Annotated in this window: 18 protein-coding genes; 14 read left to right on the forward strand and 4 right to left on the reverse strand. The window is 69.0% G+C overall.

What is annotated here, in order from left to right; translation table 11 throughout:
• Positions 1-9: 9 nt before the first annotated feature.
• Positions 10-1,539 carry a helix-turn-helix domain-containing protein gene (locus tag WAB15_RS31205; RefSeq protein ID WP_399146209.1) on the reverse strand — a complete coding sequence of 510 codons (1,530 nt, stop codon included), beginning with the start codon at positions 1,537-1,539 and terminating at the stop codon, positions 10-12.
• Between the two features lie 136 nt (positions 1,540-1,675).
• Here WAB15_RS31205 and WAB15_RS31210 point away from each other — a divergent pair, with 136 nt between their 5' ends.
• The 3 genes from WAB15_RS31210 (at position 1,676) to WAB15_RS31220 (ending at position 3,969) form a co-directional block, all read left to right on the forward strand.
• Positions 1,676-2,632, forward strand: a complete 957-nt coding sequence (locus WAB15_RS31210; protein WP_407288263.1) for a DUF1648 domain-containing protein — start codon at positions 1,676-1,678, stop codon at positions 2,630-2,632.
• 1 nt (position 2,633) lies between these two features.
• Positions 2,634-2,993 carry a GntR family transcriptional regulator gene (locus WAB15_RS31215; protein WP_399146211.1) on the forward strand — a complete coding sequence of 120 codons (360 nt, stop codon included), beginning with the start codon at positions 2,634-2,636 and terminating at the stop codon, positions 2,991-2,993.
• 148 nt (positions 2,994-3,141) lie between these two features.
• Complete coding sequence (locus WAB15_RS31220; RefSeq protein WP_407288264.1) at positions 3,142-3,969, forward strand: hypothetical protein; 828 nt, start codon at positions 3,142-3,144, stop codon at positions 3,967-3,969.
• 37 nt (positions 3,970-4,006) lie between these two features.
• Here the strand turns inward: WAB15_RS31220 and sigJ are convergent, their stop codons facing one another.
• On the reverse strand, positions 4,007-4,891 hold the full coding sequence (gene sigJ, locus WAB15_RS31225; protein WP_407288265.1) for an RNA polymerase sigma factor SigJ: 885 nt from the start codon (positions 4,889-4,891) through the stop codon (positions 4,007-4,009).
• Positions 4,892-5,020: 129 nt separating this feature from the next.
• Positions 5,021-5,464, reverse strand: coding sequence for a hypothetical protein (locus tag WAB15_RS31230; RefSeq protein ID WP_399146214.1), 444 nt, complete (start codon positions 5,462-5,464; stop codon positions 5,021-5,023).
• Between the two features lie 271 nt (positions 5,465-5,735).
• Here WAB15_RS31230 and acnA point away from each other — a divergent pair, with 271 nt between their 5' ends.
• Positions 5,736-8,462: an aconitate hydratase AcnA gene (acnA, locus tag WAB15_RS31235; RefSeq protein WP_407288266.1), complete on the forward strand. Its 2,727-nt coding sequence runs from the start codon at positions 5,736-5,738 to the stop codon at positions 8,460-8,462.
• 138 nt (positions 8,463-8,600) lie between these two features.
• On the opposite strand, the gene WAB15_RS31240 is transcribed toward acnA, so the two are convergent.
• Positions 8,601-12,008: a GH92 family glycosyl hydrolase gene (locus tag WAB15_RS31240; protein WP_407288267.1), complete on the reverse strand. Its 3,408-nt coding sequence runs from the start codon at positions 12,006-12,008 to the stop codon at positions 8,601-8,603.
• 438 nt (positions 12,009-12,446) lie between these two features.
• Between WAB15_RS31240 and ngcE the strand changes: the two genes are divergently transcribed.
• The 10 genes from ngcE (at position 12,447) to WAB15_RS31290 (ending at position 26,026) form a co-directional block, all read left to right on the forward strand.
• Entirely contained in the window at positions 12,447-13,877 is a 1,431-nt protein-coding gene (ngcE, locus tag WAB15_RS31245; protein ID WP_399146217.1) for an N-acetylglucosamine/diacetylchitobiose ABC transporter substrate-binding protein, read from the forward strand.
• A gap of 209 nt (positions 13,878-14,086) precedes the next feature.
• Positions 14,087-15,010, forward strand: coding sequence for a carbohydrate ABC transporter permease (locus WAB15_RS31250; RefSeq protein WP_384431484.1), 924 nt, complete (start codon positions 14,087-14,089; stop codon positions 15,008-15,010).
• Positions 15,011-15,021: 11 nt separating this feature from the next.
• Positions 15,022-15,951 (forward strand): carbohydrate ABC transporter permease, encoded by a 930-nt coding sequence (locus tag WAB15_RS31255; RefSeq protein WP_407288268.1) that lies wholly within the window; start codon positions 15,022-15,024, stop codon positions 15,949-15,951.
• A gap of 255 nt (positions 15,952-16,206) precedes the next feature.
• The gene (locus WAB15_RS31260; RefSeq protein ID WP_399146219.1) at positions 16,207-17,406 is read left to right on the forward strand and encodes an ROK family protein; all 1,200 of its coding nucleotides are present in this window, start codon (positions 16,207-16,209) and stop codon (positions 17,404-17,406) included.
• Positions 17,407-17,546: 140 nt separating this feature from the next.
• The gene (locus WAB15_RS31265; RefSeq protein WP_407288269.1) at positions 17,547-18,641 is read left to right on the forward strand and encodes a substrate-binding domain-containing protein; all 1,095 of its coding nucleotides are present in this window, start codon (positions 17,547-17,549) and stop codon (positions 18,639-18,641) included.
• A gap of 184 nt (positions 18,642-18,825) precedes the next feature.
• The gene (locus WAB15_RS31270; RefSeq protein WP_399146221.1) at positions 18,826-19,626 is read left to right on the forward strand and encodes an ATP-binding cassette domain-containing protein; all 801 of its coding nucleotides are present in this window, start codon (positions 18,826-18,828) and stop codon (positions 19,624-19,626) included.
• Positions 19,623-20,924: a sugar ABC transporter permease gene (locus WAB15_RS31275; protein ID WP_399146222.1), complete on the forward strand. Its 1,302-nt coding sequence runs from the start codon at positions 19,623-19,625 to the stop codon at positions 20,922-20,924. The genes WAB15_RS31270 and WAB15_RS31275 overlap by 4 nt, the downstream gene beginning before the upstream one ends.
• 312 nt (positions 20,925-21,236) lie before the next feature.
• On the forward strand, positions 21,237-23,189 hold the full coding sequence (dxs, locus tag WAB15_RS31280; protein ID WP_399146223.1) for a 1-deoxy-D-xylulose-5-phosphate synthase: 1,953 nt from the start codon (positions 21,237-21,239) through the stop codon (positions 23,187-23,189).
• Between the two features lie 196 nt (positions 23,190-23,385).
• Complete coding sequence (locus tag WAB15_RS31285; protein ID WP_399146224.1) at positions 23,386-24,912, forward strand: amino acid permease; 1,527 nt, start codon at positions 23,386-23,388, stop codon at positions 24,910-24,912.
• Between the two features lie 247 nt (positions 24,913-25,159).
• Positions 25,160-26,026: a GyrI-like domain-containing protein gene (locus tag WAB15_RS31290; RefSeq protein WP_407288270.1), complete on the forward strand. Its 867-nt coding sequence runs from the start codon at positions 25,160-25,162 to the stop codon at positions 26,024-26,026.
• Positions 26,027-26,071 lie beyond the last annotated feature (45 nt).

A 26,071-nucleotide genomic window follows, 5' to 3' on the forward strand; every position in this document is an offset into this window, starting at 1 on the left:
ATCCGTAGTTCAGATGTCCCGGAAGATCTCGATCTGCGCCCCGATCGAGTTGAGGCGCTCCGCCAGGTCCTCGTAACCCCGGTTGATGACATAGACGTTGCGGAGGACGGACGTGCCCTCGGCGGCCATCATGGCGAGGAGGACCACGACGGCCGGGCGCAGGGCCGGGGGGCACATCATTTCCGAGGAGCGCCAGCGGGTCGGGCCGTCCACCAGGACCCGGTGCGGGTCGAGCAGTTTGACCTGGGCGCCGAGTCGGTTGAGGTCGGTGAGGTAGATCGCGCGGTTGTCGTAGACCCAGTCGTGGATCAGGGTCTGGCCCTGGGCGCTGGCGGCGATGGCCGCGAAGAAGGGGACGTTGTCGATGTTCAGGCCCGGGAAGGGCATCGGGTGGATCTTGTCCAGCGGGGCCTGGAGCTTGGAGGGGCGGACGGTCAGGTCGATGAGCCGGGTGCGGCCGTTGTCCGCGGGGTACTCCGTGCTGCGCTCGTGGTCCAGGCCCATCTCCTCCAGGACCGCCAGCTCGATCTCCAGGAACTCCACCGGGACCCGGCGGATCGTCAGCTCCGACTCGGTGACGACTGCCGCCGCCAGCAGGCTCATCGCCTCGACCGGGTCCTCGGAGGGGGCGAAGTCCACATCGCGTTCGATGTGCGCGGTGCCGTGGACGGTCAGGGTGGTCGTGCCGATGCCGTCGACCCTGACGCCCAGCTCCTCCAGGAAGAAGCAGAGGTCCTGGACCATGTAGTTGGAGGAGGCGTTGCGGATCACCGTGACGCCGTCGTGCCGGGCGGCGGCCAGCAGCGCGTTCTCGGTGACGGTGTCGCCGCGCTCGGTCAGGACGATCGCCCGCTTGGGGGCGACACTGCGGTCGACCTCGGCGAGGTAGATGCCGTCGGTCGCGGTGATCTCCAGCCCGAAGTGGCGCAGCGCCGTCATATGCGGGGTCACGGTGCGGGTGCCGAGGTCGCAACCGCCCGCGTACGGCAGCTTGAAGTGGTCCATCCGGTGCAGCAGCGGGCCGAGGAACATGATGACACTGCGGGTGCGGCGGGCCGCCTCGGTGTCCATCGCGTCGAGGTCGAGCTCCGCGGGCGGCACGATCTCCAGGTCGTTGCCGTCGTTGATCCACCGAGTGCGCACGCCGATGCTGCCCAGCACTTCGAGGATGCGGTAGACCTCCTCGATGCGGGCCACCCTGCGCAGAGTTGTGCGTCCCGCGTTCAGCAGGGTGGCGCACAGCAGCGCGACACAGGCGTTCTTGCTGGTCTTCACGTCGATGCTGCCGGACAGCCGGCGGCCGCCGACCACGCGCAGATGCATCGGTCCGGCATAGCCGAGCGACACGATTTCGCTGTCGAGGGCTTCACCGATACGGGCGATCATCTCAAGGCTGATGTTCTGGTTCCCACGCTCGATGCGGTTGACCGCACTCTGGCTGGTGCCGAGCGCCTCCGCGAGTTGCGTCTGCGTCCAGCCGCGATGCTGTCGGGCGTCGCGGATGAGCTTGCCGATGCGTACGAGGTAGTCGTCTGCCATGGACCGACCGTATCTCAGATATGAGATGGATGCGCAATTGCTGGTGGCTAGGTTGTTCTACTAATATGCGAACAACTGAGAGGTGGTCATCACGCATATGAAGCGCGTTCCTTATCCGGCTTTACCCTCAAAGCGCATGTTTTGGCCGATTGTTGCCGTGTTTCCCTTCGTCGTCGCCGCCGCGACGGCCGCCGCGGTCCACGCCTCCGTTTCCACCCGGCTGCCCGACCCGCTCGCCACCCATTTCGACGACGCCGGCCGGGCCGACGATTTCTCCTCCACCCATGGCTTTCTGACGGGCACTCTGCTCGCCCTGGTCGCCCTGGGCGCCGTCTTCGCCTTGCTCAGCCGGGTGCCGAAGCTCGCCACGGCGGCCCCGTGGGTGATCGCGACCGGGTACGCCGTCGCCGCCGGGCTCGGCTACGCCCTCTGCCTCACCCTGCTCGGCAATGCGGGCGCCGCCGACGCCTCGGCCGTACGGCTGCCCTTGTGGCAGGTGCTGCTGACGCTCCCCGTCGCCCTGCTCGCCGGCGCGCTGGGCCATCTGCTCGCCGGCGTCGCACCCCGCCCGCCCCGTCGGCCGACGGGCGACGCGCCCCGGCTCGACGTCCCGGCGGGTACGGCGGCGGGCTGGTCACGCACCATCAGCTCGCCCCCGCTGATGACGCTGGGCGTGCTGGTGCTCTGCGGCGGGCTCGCCACCGGCATCCTCGGCATCTGGATCTCCTGCGTGATCCTCGTCCTCAGCGGGGTGGTGTCCCTCGCCGTCACGTCGGTACGGGTGACCGTCGACCGCCGCGGTCTGACCCTCGCGCCGACGCTGCCGCAGGCCTTCGGCATCCGGTTCCGGCGCATCGGCCCCGACCGGGTGGTGGAGGCCACCAGTCGCCGGGTCGACTGCTTCGGTGAGTTCGGCGGCTGGGGTTACCGTGTCCGGGGCCGCGGCAGCGGCCTGGTGCTGCGTTCGGGTGAGGGAATCGCGGTACGGCTGACCAGCGGCCGGGAGTTCGTCGTCACGGTGGACGACGCGGCGACCGCCGCCGCACTGCTCAATACGTACGCGGACCGCGCGCGCTCGCGGCAAGGAGGCTGAGGTGCTCTTCCGGGTGGACCCGGGCTCGTCCGTCCCGCTCGGCGACCAGATCGCCGCCTCGGTCCGCGGCGCCATCGCCGACGGCACGGTGGGCACCGGCGAGCGGCTGCCGGCCGCCCGTGAACTCGCCGCGTCCCTCGGGGTGAACGTCCACACCGTGCTGCGCGGCTATCAGCGCCTCAAGGAGGAGGGCCTGATCGAACTCCGTCGCGGCCGCGGAGCGGTGGTCACCGGCATCGCCACCCCCGCCCGCGCCCGCCTCGGCGAGTCCGCCCAGCGCCTGATCGCGCAGGCCCGCCATCTGGGACTCTCCGACGAGGAGATCGTGACGGTGGTACGGGTGGGCCTGGCGGGCAAGTGAGCCGGGGTGGGGCGGCGGCGTGCCGTCCGTACGCGGTCCCCGCCGCCATCGTGCCGAGCACCTCCAACGGACCGCCCCGTCCTCGCTCTTCACTGTCGCTGACCGGGGCGCGCGAACCCGGTCACTCGCCGTGACCTAGATTGACAACGTGATCACTCGCCCTTCCCGTGACGGAGCCGCGGTCCGCCCCGGCGCCTCCCCGCGCGTCCGTGCCCGTGTCCTCGCGCTCAGCGCCGTGCCGCTCGTCGTGCTGCTGGCCGTCGTCGGCCTCGCGCCGCTTCCGTACTCCGTCGCGCGGCCCGGACAGACCACGGATGTGCTGGGCTCGGACCGAGGCGGCGAGGTCATCTCCATCAGCGGTGCGTCGGTGCGCGAAACCAGCGGTCAGTTGCGGATGGCGGCGATCCAGGCGACCGGGCCGCAGGTCGCCGTGCGTGTGGGAGAGGTGATCGACGGCTGGTCCCGTACGGATCGTGCGGTGATGCCCAAGGACGCCGTCTTTCCGGCCGGTCTGTCCGATGCGGAGATCGCGCGGCACAACCTCGCGGACATGAAGTCCTCACAGCATGCCGCGACCGCGGCCGCGCTCGCGCTGCTGGGGAAGGACCCGGGCCGGGTGAAGGTGAAGCTCGCCCTCGACGGTGTGGGCGGGCCCAGCGCCGGACTGATGTTCTCGCTGGGCATCGTCGACAAGCTGGACGGCGACGGCAGCGGCGGCGACCTCACCGGCGGCCGCAGCATCGCCGGTACGGGCACGATCGATGCCGACGGGACGGTGGGCGCGGTCGGCGGAGCGGCGCTGAAGACGCAGGCGGCCCGGCGCGACGGGGCGAGCGTCTTCCTCGTGCCGAAGGCGGAGTGCGCGCAGGTGCGGCCGGCTCCGGCCGGGCTGCGGCTGGTCCCCGTCACCACCCTCAAGGGCGCGGTGCAGGCGCTGCGCGCGCTGGCCAAGGGCGGCGCGGTCCCCAGCTGCTGAGCCGGCCCGGCCTGTCATGTCATGGGCCGCGCATGACTCAGTCATCGAGGAATGTCAGATCCAGTCGTCGCAGCCGCGCGCGGTCGGCGAGGATGTTGATCTCGACGACCTTTCCGCGCGCGATGGTGAAGCCCATGACGGCGAACGGCTGCCCCTCCACCACCGTGACGAGTCCCGGAGCGCCGTTGACCAGCGCCGTCCGTGCGAGGGGGGCGAACCGGGAGAACATCAGCGCCTGTCCGACGACCGTCCGTGCCCCGCGGACCAGCTTCGACAAGCCGCCGGGCTCCGCACCGGCGTCGGCGCGCAGCACCACGTCCGGGTCGAGGACGGCGAGCAGCGCCTCGAAGTCGCCACCGCGTGAGGCGGCGAGGAACGCCTCGACCACCTCCCGTTGGCGGGCGAGGTCGGTGTCCGCGGCCGGGGCGGTGCCCTGGACGCGGCGGCGCGCCCGGCTGGCGAGCTGCCGGGCGGCGGCGGGCGTGCGGTCGACGATCGGCGCGATCTCGTCGAAGGGCATCGCGAACATGTCGTGCAGGACGAAGGCGAGCCGCTCGACGGGGGCGAGGGTCTCCAGAACGACCAGCAGTGCGAGGCCGACCGAGTCGGCCAGCATCGCCTCGTCCTCCGGATCGACGGAGTCCAGGCGGCTCACGACCGGCTCGGGGACGTGTACGTCGAGAGGGTCCTCACGCCGTGCCTTGCGCATCCGCAGCTGGTCCAGGCACACCCGGCCGACGACCGTCGTCAGCCAGCCGCCCAGATTCTCCACACCGCTCGCACCGGTCCGGCTCAGTCGCAGCCAGGCCTCCTGGACGGCGTCGTCCGCCTCGCTGAGTGAGCCGAGCATCCGGTAGGCCACCGCCCGCAGATGGTTCCGGTTCTCCTCGAACCGCGCCGCCAGCCACTCGTGATCGTTCACCGGTCTCCCGCCTCCCCGTCATGCTCCGTCATCACCATGACGTATGCGGCGGGTCGGATGTGACGTGACAAGGATCATGACGAGGGTGAGGTGTGCGACACCGTCGGCCACGGGGGTCCGGCCCCGGGATCAGGGGTACGGCAGCACGAGATGGGTGGGGTCCTCCTCGCGCCGGATCCGTGTCGATCCTCGGGCGTACCGGTCGCAGAACTCCACCGGTTCCTCGAAATCGATCGCTGTCAGCGGCTCGGCTCCGGGCATCGGTACGGCGGGGCCGATGCCGTAGCGATGCCGGGTGACCTCCTCCAGCCGTTCGGCCGGTTCCGTCGACGCGAACGCCGTGGGGCCGGCCGCCCGGCCGGGCGTCCCCTGTACCGCCCAGTGCGTGCGCAGTTCCACGACGCCTGGCTCCGGGCACCGCCAGCCGAAGCGTGTGACACACAGCGCATCGACGTTGAACCATGCGCTCCATCCCCATCCGTCGTCGAGGAACCCCAGCTCGGAGGCTTCCATGACGCCGTAGGAGAACGGGACGCTGCTCCAGTGGCCGACCAGTCGGCTGTCCAAGTCCATCCGTAGATCTTCGGGCACCGGCGTGTCCCTTTGGACGGCGTTCGAGGAGACGGTGACCGGATTGCGGGGGAGTGGTCGGCGCCCGTCAGGGCATGACCCCGCCGCGACGATGTACTAGAGTTATCTCGACATCGAGATATCTGTTGAGAGGCGTACCGCCGCCGCGCCAGTAAGGCATGCCTAACTTAGGCTCACCTTAGCGGATGGGGCAAGGACCTGTGACGGCAGGATTGCGGAGGTACGCGCGAATTCATGCATGAAGGAGACTGTCGTGTCGGCGAACAGCTTCGACGCCCGCAGCACGCTGCAGGTGGGCGACGAGTCGTACGAGATCTTCCGGCTGGACAAGGTGGAGGGCGCCGCCCGTCTGCCGTACAGCCTGAAGGTGCTGCTGGAGAACCTGCTCCGCACCGAGGACGGCGCGAACATCACCGCCGACCACATCCGGGCGCTCGGTGGCTGGGACTCGCAGGCCCAGCCCAGCCAGGAGATCCAGTTCACGCCGGCCCGCGTGATCATGCAGGACTTCACCGGCGTCCCGTGTGTCGTGGACCTCGCGACCATGCGTGAGGCCGTGAAGGAGCTGGGCGGCGACCCGGCGAAGATCAACCCGCTCGCGCCCGCCGAGCTGGTCATCGACCACTCCGTCATCGCCGACAAGTTCGGCACGAACGACGCCTTCAAGCAGAACGTCGAGCTGGAGTACGGCCGCAACAAGGAGCGCTACCAGTTCCTGCGCTGGGGCCAGACCGCCTTCGACGAGTTCAAGGTCGTCCCGCCGGGCACCGGCATCGTCCACCAGGTGAACATCGAGCACCTGGCGCGCACGGTCATGGTCCGCAACGGCCAGGCCTACCCCGACACCCTCGTCGGCACCGACTCGCACACCACGATGGTCAACGGCCTCGGCGTGCTGGGCTGGGGCGTCGGCGGCATCGAGGCCGAGGCCGCCATGCTCGGCCAGCCGGTCTCCATGCTCATCCCGCGCGTCGTCGGCTTCAAGCTGACCGGTGAGCTGAAGCCGGGCACCACCGCCACCGACCTGGTGCTCACCATCACCGAGATGCTGCGCAAGCACGGTGTCGTCGGCAAGTTCGTCGAGTTCTACGGTGAGGGCGTCGCCGCCACCTCGCTCGCCAACCGCGCCACCATCGGCAACATGTCGCCGGAGTTCGGCTCCACCGCCGCGATCTTCCCGATCGACGGCGAGACCCTGAACTACCTGCGCCTGACCGGCCGCAGCGACCAGCAGGTCGCGCTCGTCGAGGCGTACGCCAAGGAGCAGGGCCTCTGGCTCGACCCGGCCGCCGAGCCCGACTTCTCCGAGAAGCTGGAGCTGGACCTCTCCACGGTCGTCCCCTCGATCGCCGGCCCGAAGCGCCCGCAGGACCGCATCGTCCTCGCCGAGGCCGCCACGCAGTTCGAGCGCGACGTGCTGAACTACGTGTCGGACGCCGACGAGGCGGGCCAGGAGTCCTTCCCGGCCTCCGACTCCCCGGCCGCCGTCAACGGCGTGCCGAGCCGCCCGACCACGGTCACCGCCCCCGACGGCTCGACCTACGAGATCGACCACGGTGCGGTGACGGTCGCGGCCATCACCTCCTGCACCAACACCTCGAACCCGTACGTCATGGTCGCCGCCGCGCTGGTGGCCAAGAAGGCGGTCGAGAAGGGCCTGACCCGCAAGCCGTGGGTCAAGACCACCCTGGCGCCCGGCTCGAAGGTCGTCACCGACTACTTCGACAAGGCCGGTCTGACCCCGTACCTCGACAAGGTCGGCTTCAACCTCGTCGGCTACGGCTGCACCACCTGCATCGGCAACTCCGGCCCGCTGCCGGAGGAGGTCTCCAAGGCGGTCAACGAGCACGACCTGGCCGTGACCTCGGTGCTCTCCGGCAACCGCAACTTCGAGGGCCGGATCAACCCCGACGTCAAGATGAACTACCTGGCGTCCCCGCCGCTGGTCGTCGCGTACGCCCTCGCGGGTTCGATGAAGGTGGACATCACCAAGGACGCGCTCGGCACCGACCAGGACGGCAAGCCGGTCTACCTGGCCGACATCTGGCCGACCGAGGCCGAGGTCAACGACGTCGTCGCCAACGCCATCGGCGAGGACATGTTCAACAAGTCCTACCAGGACGTCTTCGCGGGCGACGCCCAGTGGCAGGCGCTGCCGATCCCGACCGGCAACACCTTCGAGTGGGACGCCGAGTCCACCTACGTCCGCAAGCCCCCGTACTTCGAGGGCATGACGATGGAGACCACCCCGGTCTCCGACATCACGGGCGCCCGCGTCCTCGCCAAGCTGGGCGACTCGGTCACCACCGACCACATCTCCCCGGCCGGTGCGATCAAGGCCGACACCCCGGCCGGTCAGTACCTGACCGAGCACGGTGTGGAGCGTCGCGACTTCAACTCCTACGGCTCCCGCCGTGGTAACCACGAGGTCATGATCCGCGGCACGTTCGCCAACATCCGCCTGCGCAACCAGCTCGCGCCGGGCACCGAGGGCGGCTACACCCGCGACTTCACGCAGGCTGCGACTGCTGACGCGGCTCCGGTCGCCTTCATCTACGACGCCTCGCGCAACTACATCGCGCAGGGCACGCCGTTGGTCATCCTGGGCGGCAAGGAGTACGGCTCCGGCTCGTCCCGTGACTGGGCCGCCAAGGGCACCGCGCTCCTCGGCGTCAAGGCCGTCATCACCGAGTCGTACGAGCGCATCCACCGCTCGAACCTCATCGGCATGGGCGTTCTGCCGCTGCAGTTCCCGGAGGGCCAGTCCGCCGAGTCCCTCGGTCTGACCGGCGAGGAGACCTTCTCCTTCACCGGTGTCGAGGAGCTCAACAACGGCACCACGCCGCGTACGGTCAAGGTCACCACCGACACCGGTGTCGAGTTCGACGCGGTCGTGCGCATCGACACCCCCGGCGAGGCGGACTACTACCGCAACGGCGGCATCATGCAGTACGTGCTGCGGTCGCTCATCCGTAAGTAAGCACCGCCGCAAGTAGGTCCCGCACGACGGGCCGCACTCCCCGGAGCACGGGGGGTGCGGCCCGTTCCGCGTTCCGGGCGCCGGCGACGCCGAGGCGCCGTTCGCCGCCCGCAACTGGGGCTTACCGGTCGACCGGGTCTATGGGTTCCCGAGCAGTTCGATCTCGGCGAGCACCGGCCTGCCGTCGGCCACCAACCGGTAGTGCCGGTACGAGCCCGGCCGCGAGATCTCGAAGACCCTGGTCTGGCGGTCCCAGGTGAAGGACTCGGTGCGGCGGCGGTCCACCTGTGTCCACCGCCGGCCGTCGTCGGAGGCTTCGAGGACCCAGGACGTGGGTGCGTTCTCCTTGGCCGCCGAGGTGAGGGTGTACGACGTCACCGGTTTTGGTGCGGTGAGCGCGACCGTGGCGGTGGTGAACTCCGCCGCGGTGTCGGAGGTGTTGTCGAACAGGGCGCCGCCGTCCGGGCGGGTCAGATCGGCCGCGGGTGCCGGGATCCGGTCGCCCCGGGTGAGGGAGGTGGGGGCGGCGTTCTTGCCGCTGCCCCAGGCGGACGGGTTCGGGCCCATCGTGAATTCCAGGGTGCCGCCGCGGGCGAGCATTTTGTGGGGGAGTGCGGTGGAATTCCAGGGCTTGCCGTTGACGCGCAGCGACTGGACGTAGACATTGCGCGCGTTGTTCCGAGGGGCGTTGACGACGAGATCGCGGCCGTTCTCCAGGTGGATCGTGGCCTTGGTGAACAGCGGCGAGCCCACCGCGTACTCGCCCTGGCCCATCACCAGCGGATAGAAGCCCAGCGAGCTGAAGACGTACCACGCGGACATCTCGCCGTTGTCCTCGTCGCCCGGATATCCCTGGCCGATCTCACTGCCGAGGTAGAGCCGGGAGAGCGCCTCGCGGACCTTCTGCTGGGCCTTCCAGGGCTGGCCGGCCGCGTCATAGGTGTAGGCGATGTGATGCGAGGGCTGATTGCTGTGCCCGTACATGCCCATACGGGTGTCGCGGGCCTCGGTCATTTCATGGATGACATCGCCGTAGGAGCCGGCGAACTCCTTGGCGGCCGTCTCCGGGGTGGAGAAGTAGGCGTCCAGCTTCTTGGCCAGGGCGGCGCGGCCGCCGTAGAGGTTGGCCAGGCCCCGGGTGTCCTGCGGCGCGGTGAAGGCGAAGGTCCAGGCGTTGGTCTCGGTGTAGTCGTGGCCCCAGACGCGGGGGTCGAACCGGTCGGGCGGCAGGCGCCAGTCGCCCCGGGCGTCCTTGCCCTGGAAGAAGCCGACCTTGTCGTCGAAGAGCCTGACGTAATTGCGGGCGCGCTGGAAGAAGTACGCCGACTCCTCCTTGTACCGCTGCTTGTGCGTCTTGGCGTACAGCGCCTTTCCCATCCGGGCGATGCCGAAGTCGTTGAGATAGCCCTCCAGCGCCCAGGACATTCCCTCGCGGGTGTCGGTGCTCGTATAGCCGAGGAAGGGCGCGGTGTTCATGCCCTTCCGACCGACTCCCGGATTCGGCGGCGCGACGGTGGCGTTCTTGACGGCCGCGGCATAGGCGGCCTCGGCGTCGAACTCCACGCCCTTGACATAGGCGTCGGCGAAGGCCACATCGGAACTCGTACCGGTCATCAGATCCGCGTAACCGGGCGAGGACCAGCGGGAGATCCAACCGCCGTCCTTGTACTGCTGGACGAAGCCGTCGACCATCTTCCCGGCCCGCTCGGGGGTGAGCAGGGAGTAGGCGGGCCAGGTGGTGCGGTAGGTGTCCCAGAAGCCGTTGTTGACGTAGACCGCACTGTCGACGATCTTCGAGCCGGTGCGGGTGGGGGTGTCGGGGCCGGTCTGCGGCGAGAAGGGGGAGGCGTAGCGGGTGCGCGAGCCGACCTTCTCGAAGCCGGAGTTGGGGTAGAGGTAGAGCCGGTAGAGGTTGGAGTAGAGGGTGGTGAGCTGGTCGCGGCTCGCGCCCTGCACCTCGATGCGGCCCAGCAGGTCGTCCCACTGCGACTGCGCCCGGCGCTCGACGTCGCCGAAGGCCGTACCGGCCGGGATCTCGCGGGAGAGGTTCGCCTTCGCCTGGTCCACGCCGATCAGGGAGGTGGCGATCCGCATGGTCACGGTGCGGTCGGCGCCGGGCCGGAAGCGGAGGTAGCCGGTGACGTCCTTGCCTCCCCCGCCTTCGAGCCTGCCGCCGCCGGTGACCGGTGCGTCGAAGACGCCGTAGACGAAGAGCCGGGTGGCGCCGACGGACAGCCCGCTGCGGACGTCCGAGAAACCGGTGACGACGCCGCGCTCGGTGTCCAGGCTCAGGCCGCCCTTGTTGTTGACGTTGTCGAAGATCAGGCTCGCGTCGTCGCCGGGGAAGGTGAAGCGCATCAGGGCGGCGTGGTCGGTCGGGGTGATCTCCGCCTTGAGGCCGTTGTCGAAGGTCACGCCGTAGTAGTGCGGTTTCGCGGTCTCGTTGGCGTGGTGGAACGGCAGCGCCCGGCCGGTGCGGGAGGCGTCCGGGGTGCCGGCCGCGACGGACGGCATGACCTGGAAGGTCTGCCGGTCGCCCATCCAGGGGCTGGGTTCATGGCTGGCGCTGAAGGCCTGGAGGGTGGGGAGGTTGTCGGCGTTGTTGCGGCGCGCGTATTCGTAGAGCCAGTCGGAGGAGCCCGCGTTGGTGACCGGCGTCCAGAAGTTGAAGCCGTTGGGGACGGCGGTGGCGGGGAAGGTGTTGCCGCGCGAGAAGCTGCCGCTGGAGAGGGTGCCGCGGGTGGTGACGGCGTAGTCGGAGAGGTGCGCGAGCGGCTTGTCCGGGGCCTTGGGGCCGAGGGTGAGGTCATCGACCCAGCCGCGGAAGGCCGGTGCGGTCCGCGGTGCCTCGGGCGCGTCGTAGGCGACCAGGATCCGGTCGACGGTCCTGCCGGCGGCGACCGCGCCGATCCGCGACTCGCGGTGGTTCCACTGGTTGACATACAGAGTCTTGGAGGCGGCCTGGCCCTGCGGGGTCAGCGGGGCGCCGTGCTGGTCGACGGCGCCCAGCTCGCTGAGGTAGGTGCCGTCGGTGAAGGCCAGGTCCACGGCGACATGGGTCGCGGGGTAGGCCGGGTCGGTGGTCGCCATCTCCGGGAAGATCTCGTACGAGAGCGCCGTCGACGCGGTGACCGGCGAGTCGACATCGAAGATCTTGTTGTACGAGTAGCCGCGGCCGCCGGCGGTGTGGGTGCCGGCGTAGCGCAGCGCATGGCCGCCGGAGAAGCCGGCGTGCGCCTTGGCGGTGGGGGAGTCGGCGGGGCCGGTGCCGGGCGCGGTGCTCATGCCGGGGGCCGCGGGCGCGGTCGGCGGGGTGACGCCGGAGGTCCGGGGCCGTCCGTCGGGCCCGGTCTCGACGCCGTCGGTCCAGTCCGGCCGGGGGTCGCCGGACTCGAAGGAGGAGCTGAACTCCGTTGCCGCACTGGGCTTTTGGGGCGGCGCGGCCAGGGCCGGGCCGTGGGCGGTGATGACGAGCAGAGCGGCCGCCACGAGGGCGGCGGGGCGGGGGAGGCCCCGCAGTGGACTGTGCCGGTGTCTGAGCCGCACGCGGTCCCTCTCAACCAGATTGACATCGTTGTCAGTTGAATGACGCCACGATAAACAGAGATAAGTAAGGTGCGTGGGCACTTTGGTGTCAAGGGTGCCGCTGCGATCGATGGGCCGGCCGGGTCCCAAGGTGGTCCGGCGGGGTGACGGCGGTCGGATCGTCCGCATACCGGGGAGGTCTCAACTAGGGAAAGACTGCTGTCCAACCCTGCATTCGATCTTGCCCCTTCGGCCGGAAGTGGACTATACCTGTCGGCGTCCGAGCGGCCGTACGGCCAAGGCCGTGGGGAGCCGGGTTACGGCTAGGGAACGGATGATTTCCCCGCATATCCCTAGCGCGCCCGGTGCACATCCCGTACAACTCAGCTTCATCTGACCCGCGGTGCCGGGGTGGCTCCGGTACACCGCCTGAGTCCTGAAGAAGGCGAGGACTTGAGCATGGGATCCACCTCAGAATTCAACCGTCGCGATCTGGTCAAGCGAGCCGCGGCCCTGGGCATCATCGCCGTCCCGGCCATGGGGACGCTTTCGGCGTGTGCCACCGGAGGCGGTGGCGGGGACACCGACAACGGCACCAAGAACAAGGGCGAGACCTCGGCGAAGAACCCGCTCGGCGTGAAGAAGGGCGTGCCGATGGAGGCGTTCATCTTCAAGGGCGGGTTGGGCGACCAGTACGCGAAGGACGCCGAGGCCGACTACAACAAGACCTATGGCGTCACGGTCAAGCACACCGGAACCCAGCAGGTCGGCCCGAAACTGCAGCCGCGCTTCGCCGGCGGAAATCCCCCGGACGTCATCGACAACTCCGGATCCGACCACCTGGATATGAACAAGCTGTCCTCGCAGGGCCAGCTGCAGGATCTGACGACACTGCTCGACGCGCCTTCGCTGGACGACCCGAAGAAGAAGGTCCGGGACACGCTTTACCCCAGCACGCTGGAAAAGGGCAAGCACAAGGATGCCTTCGATGTCCTTTACTACGCGTTCACCGTCTACGGCACGTGGTATTCCAGCCGGCTGCTGAAGGACCGGGGCTGGGAGTACCCGACCTCGTTCGACGACATGATCAAGCTCTGTGCGGAGATCAAGAAGGCGAACGTGGCGCCCTGGACGTACCCGGGCAAGTACCCGTACTACGTCCACTTCACTATGTTCGCGCAGATCGCCAAGATCGGCGGGCTCGACAAGTGGATCGCCATCGACAACCTGGAGCCGAAGGCCTGGACCTCGAACGACGCGGTCAAGCAGGTCGTCGAGCACTATGAGGAACTCGCCGCCAAGAAGTACTTCCTGGAAGGCAGCCAGGGGCTGACGCACATTCAGTCCCAGACCGCCTGGACCCGCGGGAAGGCCGTCTTCATCCCCAACGGCTCCTGGGTGGAGAACGAGGCCGCGCCGACCACCCCGAAGGACTTCGGCATGGCCGTCGGCCCGCTGTTCGACGGCGGCAGCGGCGACAAGATGCCGCACGGCACCGTACGCGCCGAGCCCAGTGAGCCGTTCATCGTGGCCAAGGGCGGCGAGAACCCGGTCGGCGGCATGGAGTTGCTGCGCATTCTGCTGTCGAAGAAGCACGCGCAGAATTTCGCGACGAAGGTCAAGTCGCTCACCTCGGTCCAGGGCGCGACCGACGGTATGCAGCTCTCGCCGGGGCTCTCCTCGGCCGCCGGGCTCGTCAAGAAGGGTGGCGAGAACCTGCTGATGATCCAGCTCCCGGAGTGGTACCCGAAGCTGACGGACGAGAAGCTGGGCGGGCTCACCAGTCAGCTGCTGACCGGTGACATGAAGGCCGCGGAGTGGATCAAAAAGGCCCAGCAGTACGCGGACGAGTTCGCCAAGGACGATTCCGTCACCAAGTTCCGCCGCTAGGCCGTGCCTTTTGGATCAGCCCGGATCAGCCCGCGGCGTCTGGTGCGGTGCATCGCAAGGCGGAGCGTCTCACTCGGACTGGGTGTCCGTGGGGGATGCGACAACGCCGCGAGGTGCCGTGCCAGACGCCGCGGGCCCGGGCTGATCCGAAAGACACGGCCTAGGCCTGAGCACACCGCCACCGCTGACGAGGGAGGGCCGGGGAGCGCATGCAACACGGCAAGTACCGATTCATCGTGGGGTTCCTGGCCCTGCCTCTGCTGATCTACGCGATCTTCGTGATCTCGCCGTTCATCCAGGCATTCCAGATCTCGACCACGGAATGGAGCGGCCTGCGCGGCGCCGCCAAGAGCATCGGTCTGGACAACTACGACAAGCTGCTGCACAGCGACGAGTTCTGGAACGCGCTGCGGCACAACGTCGTCATGCTGGTGCTGGTGCCGATCGCGACGCTGGCGCTGGGGCTGTTCTTCGCCTTCATGCTCAACGTCGGTGGACGCGCCCGCCGCGGCGCGGTCATCACCGGTGTGCGGGGAGCGTCGTTCTACAAGTTCGTCTACTTCTTCCCGCAGGTCATCTCGATCACCATCATCTCGGTGATCTGGTTCAACATCTACAATCCGGATCCGCACGACGGCATGCTCAACTCGCTGCTCGGCGCGGTGGGTCTGGATTCGCTGCAGAGTTCCTGGCTCGGTGAGCGCAGTCTCGCCCTGGCCTGCATCATGGTGGTGATGGTCTGGGCGAACGTCGGCTTCTACGTCGTGCTCTTCTCCGCCGCCATGGCCTCCATTCCGCGGGAGATCTACGAGGCCTCGCTGCTGGACGGCGCCAACCGCTTCCACACCTTCTTCCGGATCACCCTTCCGCTGCTGTGGGACACCGTGCAGACGGGCTGGGTCTATATGGGCATCATCGCGATGGACGCCTTCGCGCTGGTGCAGATCATGTCGGTCAACATGGGCGGCCCGGACGGCGCGACCGATGTCGTACCGCTCCGGCTGTACCAAACCGCTTTCCGTGACAGCCAGTTCGGCTACGCGGCGGCGATGGGTGTCGCCATGCTCATCGTCACGCTGTTGTTCGCCGTCCTCACGATGCGCTTCGCGCGGCGTGAGCGGATCGAGTTCTAGGGGCAGGGCGCATGACGACGGAAACCGACGCGGTGGACAAGCTGCCGGCGACGGCCGGGCGGCGGGCCGAGGGCGGGAAGAGCGCGGGGAAGCCGCGCAAGGGTGCCGAGGGCGGCATACTCAACGTCTTCTCGCACGGCATGCTGATCGTATGGGCGCTCATGGTGGGTATGCCGCTGCTGTGGGTGCTGTGGAGTTCCTTCAAGAGCAGCGGCGACATTCTCACCACGCCCTGGTCGCTGCCGGACGTGCTGCACTTCGAGAACTGGGCCAACGCCTGGAACAAGGCCAATATCGGCAAGTTCTTCCTCAACACCCTTGTCGTGGTGGGTGGTTCGGTCATCGGGACGATGGTGCTCGGCTCCATGGCCGGCTACGTCTTGGCGCGATTCACGTTCCCCGGCAACCGGTTCATCTACTACCTGTTCGTGGCCGGGATGTCCTTCCCGGTGTTCATGCTGGTCATCCCGCTGTTCTTCGTGATGCGGGACTTCCCGGGGATTCCGCTGCTGGCGACGTACCAGGGCCTGATCGCGGTCTATGTCGCCTATTCGCTGCCGTTCACCGTCTTCTTCATGACGTCCTTCTTCCGCACCCTGCCGACCTCGGTGGCGGAGGCGGCGATGATCGACGGCGCCTCGCACGTGCGGACGTTCTTCCAGGTGATGCTGCCGATGGCCAAGCCCGGCCTGATCAGCATCGGCATCTTCAACTTCCTGGGGCAGTGGAACCAGTACCTGCTGCCGATGGTCCTCAACCAGGACGAGGACAAGTACGTGTTGACCCAGGGCCTCGCCAACATCGCGCTGCAGCAGGGCTATGAGGGCGACTGGGGCGGGCTGATGGCCGGCATGATGATCGCGATGCTGCCGGTCCTGGTGGTGTACTTCATCTTCCAGCGGCAGGTGCAGGCCGGGCTGACGGCCGGAGCGATCAAGTAGACCCCGGTACGCGCTCGGCCCTCGGGGGCGGCCCCGCCGCGGCGGAGCCGCCCCCGAGGGCCGCACATCTGAGCTGCCCCCCGATCATCCCGGGCTCAACGTCTTGACGAGACTTCCCGACGGGCGTTCTGCTTAGAGTTCACATGTTGAATCGACAGCCGCCCCCCGAAGGTGTGGGTGCGGTCGGCGGGCGGTCGTGCCCTCCCCAGCCCCGCTGGGAGGCACCCCCGGCCCGAGACGGGAGTGGATGAGTCGATGGAGACTCCGGGGTCGCAGTCCTCATTGCACCGGGCCAATCTGGAGCGGGTCGTGCGCGCGGTGCGTATGGCGGGCTCACTCACGCAGGCGGAGATCGCCCGGAGCACGGGGCTGTCCGCGGCCACCGTCTCCAATATCGTCCGTGAGCTGAAGGACGGCGGGACCGTCGAGGTGACCCCCACCTCGGCGGGCGGGCGGCGGGCGCGCAGCGTCTCGCTCTCCGGCGACGCGGGCATCGTCGTGGGCGTCGATTTCGGGCACTCCCATCTGCGGGTGGCGGTCGGCAACCTGGCCCACCAGGTGCTCGCCGAGGAGGCCGAGCCGATCGATGTGGACGCCTCCGCCGCCGAGGGCTTCGACCGGGCGGAACGGCTGGTCAGCCGGCTGATCGCGGCGACCGGCATCAGTCCGGGCAAGGTCATCGGCGTCGGCCTGGGCGTGCCCGGCCCGATCGACGTCGAATCGGGGACGCTGGGCTCGACCGCGATCCTGCCGGGCTGGTCCGGGACGAACCCCAGCCAGGAGCTCTCCGGGCGCCTCGGGGTGCCGGTCTACGTCGACAACGACGCCAACCTCGGCGCGCTGGGCGAGCTGGTCTGGGGCGGTGGCCGCGGGGCCGCCGACCTGGCGTACATCAAGGTCGCCAGCGGTGTCGGCGCCGGCCTGGTGATCAGCGGGCAGATCTACCGCGGGCCGGGCGGCACCGCGGGCGAGATCGGACATATCACCCTGGACGAGTCCGGTCCGGTGTGCCGCTGCGGCAACCGCGGCTGCCTTGAGACCTTCACCGCGGCCCGGTACGTCCTGCCGCTGCTGCAGCCGAGCCACGGCGCCGATCTGACCATGCCGCGCGTGGTCCAGCTGGCGCGCGAGGGAGATCCGGGCTGCCGTCGAGTCATTGCGGACGTAGGCCGCCATATCGGTAGCGGTGTGGCCAATCTGTGCAATCTGCTCAATCCCAGCAGGGTGGTGCTCGGCGGCGATCTCGCCGAGGCCGGTGAGCTGGTGCTCGCGCCGATCCGGGAGTCGGTGTCGCGGTACGCGATCCCCAGCGCGGCACGGCAGTTGGGCATCGTCCCCGGCACGCTCGGAGGCCGTGCGGAGGTGCTGGGCGCACTGGCGCTGGTGCTGAGCGAAATGGGCGATTCGACCCTGCTCGACGGCGTACAGGGTGTGGACGCGCCCGCCCTAGCGTGAGCGCGCTGAGTTCACACAGCTAACGCATGGCACCGTTGCCATCTCGTTAAGGATTTACTTCTTGACGGTCGGCTGGCGGCCGAGTTGACTTCCAGCCACCTCGGCCGCAACGACGCGGCCTCGTCAGGGAGGCAACCCAAATGAACGTTTGGACGCGTCGCGTCGTCATAGGAACCGCCGCCGTATCGATGGCGCTCTCCGTGGCCGCCTGTGGCAAGGCCGGAGACGGCGCCAAGGGCGGCGGTGGCGACGACAAGACCATCGGCCTGCTGCTGCCGGAGAACAAGACCACGCGTTACGAGACCTTCGACCGCCCGCTCATGGAGGCGAAGATCAAGGAGCTGTGCAGCGACTGCACGGTGAAGTACAACAACGCGGCGCAGGAGACCGAGACCCAGAAGAAGCAGTTCGACGCGCTGATCACCCAGGGTGTGAAGGTGATCATTCTGGACGCGGTCGACTACAAGGCCACCAAGTCGTGGGTGAACCAGGCCGCCAAGAAGGGCGTCAAGGTCATCGCGTACGACCGGCTGGCCGAGGGCAACATCTCCGCCTACGTCTCCTACGACAACGAGAAGATCGGCCGCCTCCAGGGCGAGGCGCTGGTCAAGGCGCTCGGCGACAAGGCCAAGGACAGCAATGTCGTCATGATCAACGGTTCGCCGACCGACCCGAACATGCCGTTCTTCAAGAAGGGCGCGCACAGCGTCCTCGACAAGCAGGTCAAGAAGATCGCGTACGAGCAGGACATCCCGGACTGGTCGCCGGACGAGGCCAACCGGAAGATGGGTGCGGCCCTCGACTCGCTCGGCAAGGACGGCTTCCAGGGCGTCTACTCCGGCAACGACGGCATGGCCGGCGGCATCATCACCGCCCTCAAGCAGAAGGGCGTCAAGGTCCCGGTCGGCGGCCAGGACGCCGAGCTGGCGGGCCTGCAGCGCATCCTCAAGGGCGAGCAGGCGTTCACGATCTACAAGCAGATCAAGCCGCAGGCCGACTCCACGGCCGAGATCGCCGTCAAGCTCCTCAAGGGCGGGAAGATCGACTCCCTGACCGACGCCAAGGTCGACAGCCTCAGCGGCGAGGTCAAGGGCATCCCGGCGAAGCTCTACGACGCGCAGATCGTGACCAAGGACGACATCGCGTCCACGATCCTCAAGGACAAGGTCTACAAGGCGAGCCAGATCTGCACCGGCGACGTCAAGAAGGCCTGCGAGGCGGCCGGCATCAAGTAAGGCCCCCGGCCAGCAGCCACCGGCCCCCGGCCGACAAGCCACCGGCCCCCGGCCGTACCGGTTCCCCCGCCCGCGCCGACCTGTCCCGGGCGCGGGCGCGGGACCGTACCCGCACCACCCCCATCCCCTCGCAGAGCCCCCCGCTCTTCGCACCATCCCCGCCGTTGTGACGGCGGCGAAGGAGATGATTCACGTGTCCGCTACGCCTGTGCTGGCGTTGCGCGGAGTCTCCAAGCGGTTCGGCGCCGTCCAAGCACTCACGGACGTCACCCTGGAGATCCACCCCGGTGAGGTGGTCGCCCTCGTAGGCGACAACGGCGCCGGCAAGTCCACCCTGGTCAAGACCATCTCCGGCGTCCACCCGGTCGACGACGGCGCCATCGAGTGGGAGGGCGAGGCGGTACGCATCAACAAGCCGCACGACGCCCAGGAACTCGGCGTCGCCACCGTCTACCAGGACCTCGCGCTCTGCGACAACCTCGACGTCGTCGCCAACCTCTTCCTCGGCAACGAGACCCGCATCGCCGGTGTCCTCGACGAGATCGCCATGGAGAAGCGCGCCAAGGAGCTGCTGGACACCCTGTCCATCCGCATCCCCAGCGTCCGCATCCCCGTCGCCGCGCTCTCCGGAGGCCAGCGGCAGGTCGTCGCCATCGCCCGTGCGCTGATCGGCGACCCCAAGGTCGTCATCCTCGACGAGCCCACCGCCGCCCTCGGCGTCGAGCAGACCGCGCAGGTCCTCGACCTCGTCGAGCGGCTGCGCGAGCGCGGTCTGGGCGTCATCCTCATCAGCCACAACATGGCCGATGTGCAGGCCGTCGCCGACCGGGTCGCGGTGCTGCGGCTGGGCCGCAACAACGGTGTCTTCGACGTCGAGGGCACCTCCCACGAAGAGGTCATCGCCGCGATCACCGGCGCCTCGGACAACGCCGTCACCCGCCGCAAGGCGCGCACGGACCAGGTGAAGAAGGAGGCCGGGGCATGACCGACCTGACCAAGGAGCCGGCCGGCCCGGAGGCCGAGGCCGCACCGGCCGCGGTCGACACCCCGCAGCCGCCCGCCGTCGACCCCCGGCTCCTCGTCCGGGAGCAGGGCATCGCCGGCTACCTCAACGACTTCAAGCGCCGGGTGCGCGGCGGTGAGCTGGGCTCGCTGCCGGTCGTCATCGGCCTGGTCGTCATCGCGGTCGTCTTCCAGCTCAAGAACAGCAGCTTCCTGTCCGCGGACAGCCTCGCGAACATCGGTGTCTACACCTCGGGCCTCGGCATCATGGCCGTCGGCATCGTCTTCGTGCTGCTGCTCGGCGAGATCGACCTCTCCGTCGGCTCGGTGGCGGGTGTCGGCGCGGCCGTCTGGGCCGTGCTCAGCGTCACCAACGGCGTCAACGACTTGCTCGCGGTCCTGATCGCCATCGTGGCCGGTGTGGCCATCGGCACGCTGCATGGGTTCTTTTTCGCCAAGATCGGCGTGCCGGCCTTCGTCGTCACTCTGGCCGGTTTCCTCGGTTGGAGCGGTCTGCAGATCTGGATGATGGGCAAGGAGGGCTCCATCAACACGCCGAGCGGCAGTGTGGTGGAGAGCCTCACCGGCTACTACTTCGAGGACAAGGCCGCCGCGTACGGTCTCGCGCTGGTCGCGGTCCTCGCGTACGCCGCGTCGCTCCTGCTGGACAGCAAGCGCCGCAAGGCCGCCGCACTGCCGTCCCGGCCGCTCAGCGAGATCCTGCTGCGCACCGGCGTGGTCGCGCTGATCAGCTTCGTGGTCGCCTACGTGCTCAACGAGCCTGCCGGTGCCCGCGGGCTGCCGCTGGCCCTGGTGCTGTTCCTCGCGGTGCTGGTCATCGCCGACTTCGTGGTGCGCCGCACCACCTACGGACGGCAGATCTTCGCGGTCGGCGGCAACGCCGAGGCGGCCCGCCGGGCCGGCATCAACGTGAACAAGATCAGGATCAGCGTCTTCGCGATCTCCGGGATGCTCGCCGCCTTCGGCGGACTGTTCATCGCCAGCCTCTCCGGTGGCGCCACCAAGAACCTGGGCGCCGGCAACACGCTGATGAACGTCATCGCGGCGGCCGTCATCGGCGGCACCAGCCTCTTCGGCGGTCGCGGCAAGATCTGGTCCGCGCTGCTGGGCATGCTGGTCATCCAGTCGATCCAGCAGGGCCTGAACCTGCTGGGCATGGCCAGTGAGATCCAGTACATGATCACCGGCGCGGTGCTGCTCGCCGCGGTCGTGATCGACTCGGTCTCTCGGCGGACGCAGAAGACCGCGGGGCGCACGTAAGTGCAGGTCGCCGCCCGGCTGCGGCAGCGCACCGGGCGCACCTGAGGTGCAGGTCGTCGCCCGGCTGCGGCAGCGTCGCCCAGCCGCTTCGACGGCGCCGGCCCCCACCGGGCATGATCCGGTGGGGGCCGGCGCCGTGTGTGTCACACCCCGCAATCGACCGGCCCCCGCAACCGACCGGCCGAAAGCCGTCGTCACCCGAGTGACACACATCGCGAGGCCCGCGCGTCGGTGCAGCGGGCGCGACATTAGACTCATCTGATCGGCAAGCTCGATCACAGCAGCAAGCTCGACCACAGCAAGGAGGCAGGGGTGGCGTTGCTTTCCCGTATCAGGGGACCGCGCGATCTGGACCGACTGGGCCCGGAGCAGCTCGAGCAGCTGGCGGGGGAGATCCGTACCTTCCTGGTCGACGCGGTCTCCAAGACCGGCGGACACCTCGGCCCGAACCTCGGCGTGGTCGAGCTGACCATCGCCCTGCACCGTGTCTTCGACTCGCCCAAGGACAAGGTCCTCTTCGACACCGGGCACCAGTCCTACGTCCACAAGCTGCTCACCGGCCGTCAGGACTTCTCCCAGCTGCGGGCCAAGGGCGGGCTGTCCGGCTACCCCTCGCGCGCCGAGTCCGACCACGACGTGATCGAGAACTCCCACGCCTCCACCGTCCTGGGCTGGGCCGACGGCCTGGCCAAGGCCAACCAGGTGCGCGGCAAGGACGACCACGTCGTCGCCGTCATCGGTGACGGCGCGCTGACCGGCGGCATGGCCTGGGAGGCGCTCAACAACATCGCGGTCGCCAAGGACCGCCCGCTCGTCATCGTCGTCAACGACAACGAGCGCTCCTACGCGCCGACCATCGGCGGCCTGGCCGACCACCTCGCCACCCTGCGCACCACCGACGGCTACGAGCGGTTCCTGGCCCGCGGCAAGGACCTCCTGGAGCGCACCCCCGTCGTCGGCAAGCCGCTCTACGAGACGCTGCACGGCGCGAAGAAGGGCCTGAAGGACTTCATCGCCCCGCAGGGCATGTTCGAGGACCTGGGCCTGAAGTACGTCGGACCGATCGACGGCCACGACATGGAGGCCCTGGAGTCCGCGCTGCAGCGTGCCAAGCGCTTCGGCGGCCCGGTCATCGTGCACTGCCTCACCGAGAAGGGCCGCGGCTACAAGCCGGCCGAGCAGGACGAGGCGGACCGCTTCCACGGCATCGGGGTGATCCACCCGGACACCGGTCTGCCGGTGGCGGCGTCGGGCGCCAGCTGGACCTCCGTCTTCGGCGACGAGATGGTCAGGCTGGGCCAGGAGCGCGACGACATCGTGGCGATCACGGCGGCCATGCTGCAGCCGGTGGGCCTGGGCAAGTTCGCCAAGGCCTTCCCGGAGCGGGTCTACGACGTGGGCATCGCCGAGCAGCACGCGGCCGTGTCGGCGGCGGGCCTGGCGACCGGCGGACTGCACCCGGTCTTCGCGGTGTACGCCACCTTCCTCAACCGCGCCTTCGACCAGGTGCTGATGGACGTCGCCCTGCACAAGTGCGGGGTCACCTTCGTCCTGGACCGGGCCGGGGTGACCGGCGACGACGGTGCCTCGCACAACGGCATGTGGGACATGTCCCTGCTCCAGGTCGTCCCGGGACTGCGGATCGCCGCGCCGCGCGACGCCGACCAGGTGCGCGCCCAGCTGCGCGAGGCCGTCGAGGTCAAGGACGCCCCGACCGTCGTGCGCTACTCCAAGGGCAAGGTCGGTCCCGCCGTCGAGGCCGTGGGCCGGGTCGGCGGCATGGACGTGCTCCGCGCGCCCGACGAGAGCGTCAAGCGGCCCGACGTCCTGCTGGTCTCCGTCGGCGCGCTCGCCCCGATGTGCCTGGAGATCGCCGACCTCCTCGACAAGCAGGGCATCTCGACGACCGTCGTGGACCCGCGCTGGGTCAAGCCGGTCGACGAGGCGCTGCCGGGCCTGGCCGCCGAGCACCGCGTGGTCGTCACCGTCGAGGACAACTCCCGTACCGGCGGCGTCGGTTCGGCGATCGCCCAGTCGCTGCGGGACGCCGGCGTGGACCTGCCGCTGCGCGACTTCGGCATCCCCGAGCGCTTCCTCGACCACGCCTCCCGCAAGGAGATCCTGGCGGAGATCGGGCTCACCGCACCGGACATCGCCCGCCAGGTGACCGGCCTGGTCTCCAAGATCGACGGTCTGTCACGGACCGGCCTGGAGGACACCGCGGACGCTCCCGATCGCGCGCAGGCCGAGGTCGCCCGCGACTGATTCCGCAGACCCTGGCGATGGGCCGGCCGGTCATCCGTACGGATGTTCCGCCCGGCCCATCGGCATACCCGCGGCCACACCCCATCGGGTGAATCCCCGGCCCCTGGAGGCCCGCCAAAGCTGACTGTTTCCAGACATTGCGGAGACTCGGTCAGTTCAGGAGAGTTGCGAGGGTCGTCCAGGCGGAGGTTCGCCCATGAGCACACAGCACGGCACACCACATGATTCACGTCGACAGAGCGGCATGTTCCGGACGAAGACTGTGGAGCAGTCGATCCTGGACACCGAAGAACCGGAGCACACACTCAAGAAGTCCCTGTCGGCCCTCGATCTGACCGTCTTCGGCGTCGGTGTGGTCATCGGCACCGGCATCTTCGTCCTCACCGGGAAGATCGCCAAGGAGCAGGCCGGTCCCGCCGTGGCGCTGGCCTTCGTCGCGGCCGGTGTGGTGTGCGCGCTGGCGGCGCTGTGCTACGCGGAGTTCGCCTCCACCGTGCCGGTCGCCGGATCGGCCTACACCTTCGCCTACGCCTCACTGGGCGAGCTGCCGGCCTGGATCATCGGCTGGGACCTGATCCTGGAACTGGCGCTGGGCTGCGCGGTGGTCGCCGTCGGCTGGTCGGGCTACGTCCGCTCACTGCTCGACAGCGCCGGATGGCACCTCCCCGTCGGCCTGTCCGGTACCCACGAGGGACAGTTCGGCTTCGATCTGCTCGCCTGTGTCCTGGTGCTGGTGCTGACCGGCATCCTCGTGCTGGGGATGAAGCTGTCCTCGCGGGTGACGGCGGTGGTCGTCGGGATCAAGGTCACCGTCGTCCTGCTGGTCATCATCGCCGGCGCCTTCCTGATCAACGGCGCCAACTACGAACCGTTCGTACCGCCCAGCGAGCCCACCGCCGGCGGTGGCGGACTGGGCGCGCCGCTGGCGCAGCTGCTCTTCGGCTTCACCCCGTCCAACTTCGGCGTCATGGGCATCTTCGGCGCGGCGGCCGTGGTCTTCTTCGCGTTCATCGGCTTCGACATCGTCGCCACCGCCGCCGAGGAGACCCGCAACCCGCAGCGCGACGTACCGCGCGGCATCCTCGGCTCGCTGGCCATCTGCACCCTGCTCTACGTGGCGGTGTCGGTGGTCGTCACCGGTATGCAGAAGTACGACAGGCTCTCCACCGACGCGCCGCTCGCGGATGCCTTCAAGGACCTCGACCAGCCCTACTTCGCGGGGGTGATCAGTTTCGGTGCCGCCGTCGGTCTGACCTCGGTCTGCATGATCCTGCTGCTCGGCCAGAGCCGGGTGTTCTTCGCGATGAGCCGGGACGGGCTGCTGCCGCGGGTCTTCTCGCGGGCCCATCCCCGCTACGGCACCCCCTACCGGGCGACCATCGCGCTGGGCGTCGTCGTCGCCGTGGTCTCCGGCTTCACCTCGATCGACGAGCTGGCCGAACTCGTCAACATCGGCACGCTGTTCGCGTTCGTCGTGGTCGCCATCGGTGTCATCCTGCTGCGCCGCTCCCGGCCGGATCTGCCCCGTTCGTTCCGCACCCCGTTCGTGCCCGTGGTGCCGCTGCTGTCGGTGGCCGCCTCGCTGTGGCTGATGCTCAATCTGCCCGCCGAGACCTGGGCGCGGTTCGCGGTCTGGATGGTGGTCGGCTTCGGCGTCTTCTTCCTGTACGGGCGCTCGCACAGCCGCCTCGGCATCCGCAGCCGGCAGAGCGAGAAGGGCTGAGACCCCGCCGCACACCCGCCCCCGCCCCACGCCCGTCCTCCCGTCCCTCCGCTCGCCCCGCAGGTCACGGTGTACGGGGCTGTTCCGTACGGCGGTGCCGGCCCGTACGGCGGCTGCGCGTAGTGTCCGTGTGCCGGGGGAGGGGGGCGTCGGCGACCCGTCGTGCCTGATCGGACCGGGCACAGGATGTCGGGTCCGACGGGGTGCGTCCTTCCTAACGTGGTGGCCGTAAGGGAAGGAGACCGAGGTGCTGGAGCGGCTGAACGAGGCCCTGGAACACATCGAGTCGCATCTCGATCAGCAGATCGAGGTGGCCGAACTGGCGCGGATCGCGACGACGTCGGAGTACCACTTCCGACGGCTGTTCGCCGCGCTGGCGGGGATGGGGCTGTCGGAGTACATCCGGCGCCGGCGGCTGACCGTCGCCGGGGCCGAGGTGCTCGCCGCAGACCGCACGCTGCTGGAGATCGCGGTGCGCTACGGCTACGGCTCGGGGGAGGCGTTCGCGCGCGCGTTCCGGGCCGTGCACGGTGTGGGACCGGGCGAGGCCCGGCGGACCGGGGTCGCGTTGCGCTCCCAACCTCGGATGTCCTTCCGGCTCATCGTCGAAGGGAGCAGCAGCATGCGCTACCGAGTGGTGGAGAAGGAGCAGTTCCGGGTGGTCGGGAAGAAGGCCCGGGTACCTCTCGTGCACGAGGGGGTGAACCCGGCGATAGCCGACTTCATCCGGAGCATCGATCAGGAGACGATGCGGCGCATCGGCGCGCTGTCGGATCAGGAGCCGGAGGGGATCGTCGCGGTGAGCGACGACCTCGACCCGAGCAGGGCGGAGGGGACCGAACTCGACTACTACCACGGCGTGGTGTCCGGGGCGGCCGTCCCGGAGGACCTGGACGCGCTCACCGTCCCGGCGGGGACCTGGGCCGTCTTCGACAACTCCGGGCCGTTCCCGCAGGCGCTCCAGCACCTGTGGCGGGACGTGTTCACGCAGTGGTTCCCGTCCAACCCGTACCGGAGCAGGCCGGGACCCGAGATCCTGCGTGTCCGCCTGTCATCCGACGCGGCACAGGCGGACGCGGAGCTGTGGATCCCCGTGGAGCGGACCGAGGTCTGAGCGGGCGGCGCGGCGGTGTCCCGCCCGGGGCGCCGCCGCGCCCGG

Origin of the sequence: Streptomyces sirii, assembly GCF_045690365.1 — a bacterium.
GTDB lineage: Bacteria > Actinomycetota > Actinomycetes > Streptomycetales > Streptomycetaceae > Streptomyces > Streptomyces sirii.

Bases quoted from the DNA above. Each gene is read 5' to 3' on its own strand.
- WAB15_RS31205 (WP_399146209.1), bottom strand. From the start codon at position 1,539: ATGGCAGACGACTACCTCGTACGCATCGGCAAGCTCATCCGCGACGCC.
- WAB15_RS31210 (WP_407288263.1), top strand. From the start codon at position 1,676: ATGTTTTGGCCGATTGTTGCCGTGTTTCCCTTCGTCGTCGCCGCCGCG.
- WAB15_RS31230 (WP_399146214.1), bottom strand. From the start codon at position 5,464: ATGGACTTGGACAGCCGACTGGTCGGCCACTGGAGCAGCGTCCCGTTC.
- ngcE (WP_399146217.1), top strand. From the start codon at position 12,447: ATGGGATCCACCTCAGAATTCAACCGTCGCGATCTGGTCAAGCGAGCC.
- WAB15_RS31250 (WP_384431484.1), top strand. From the start codon at position 14,087: ATGCAACACGGCAAGTACCGATTCATCGTGGGGTTCCTGGCCCTGCCT.
- WAB15_RS31255 (WP_407288268.1), top strand. From the start codon at position 15,022: ATGACGACGGAAACCGACGCGGTGGACAAGCTGCCGGCGACGGCCGGG.
- WAB15_RS31260 (WP_399146219.1), top strand. From the start codon at position 16,207: ATGGAGACTCCGGGGTCGCAGTCCTCATTGCACCGGGCCAATCTGGAG.
- WAB15_RS31265 (WP_407288269.1), top strand. From the start codon at position 17,547: ATGAACGTTTGGACGCGTCGCGTCGTCATAGGAACCGCCGCCGTATCG.
- WAB15_RS31270 (WP_399146221.1), top strand. From the start codon at position 18,826: ATGATTCACGTGTCCGCTACGCCTGTGCTGGCGTTGCGCGGAGTCTCC.
- WAB15_RS31275 (WP_399146222.1), top strand. From the start codon at position 19,623: ATGACCGACCTGACCAAGGAGCCGGCCGGCCCGGAGGCCGAGGCCGCA.
- WAB15_RS31285 (WP_399146224.1), top strand. From the start codon at position 23,386: ATGAGCACACAGCACGGCACACCACATGATTCACGTCGACAGAGCGGC.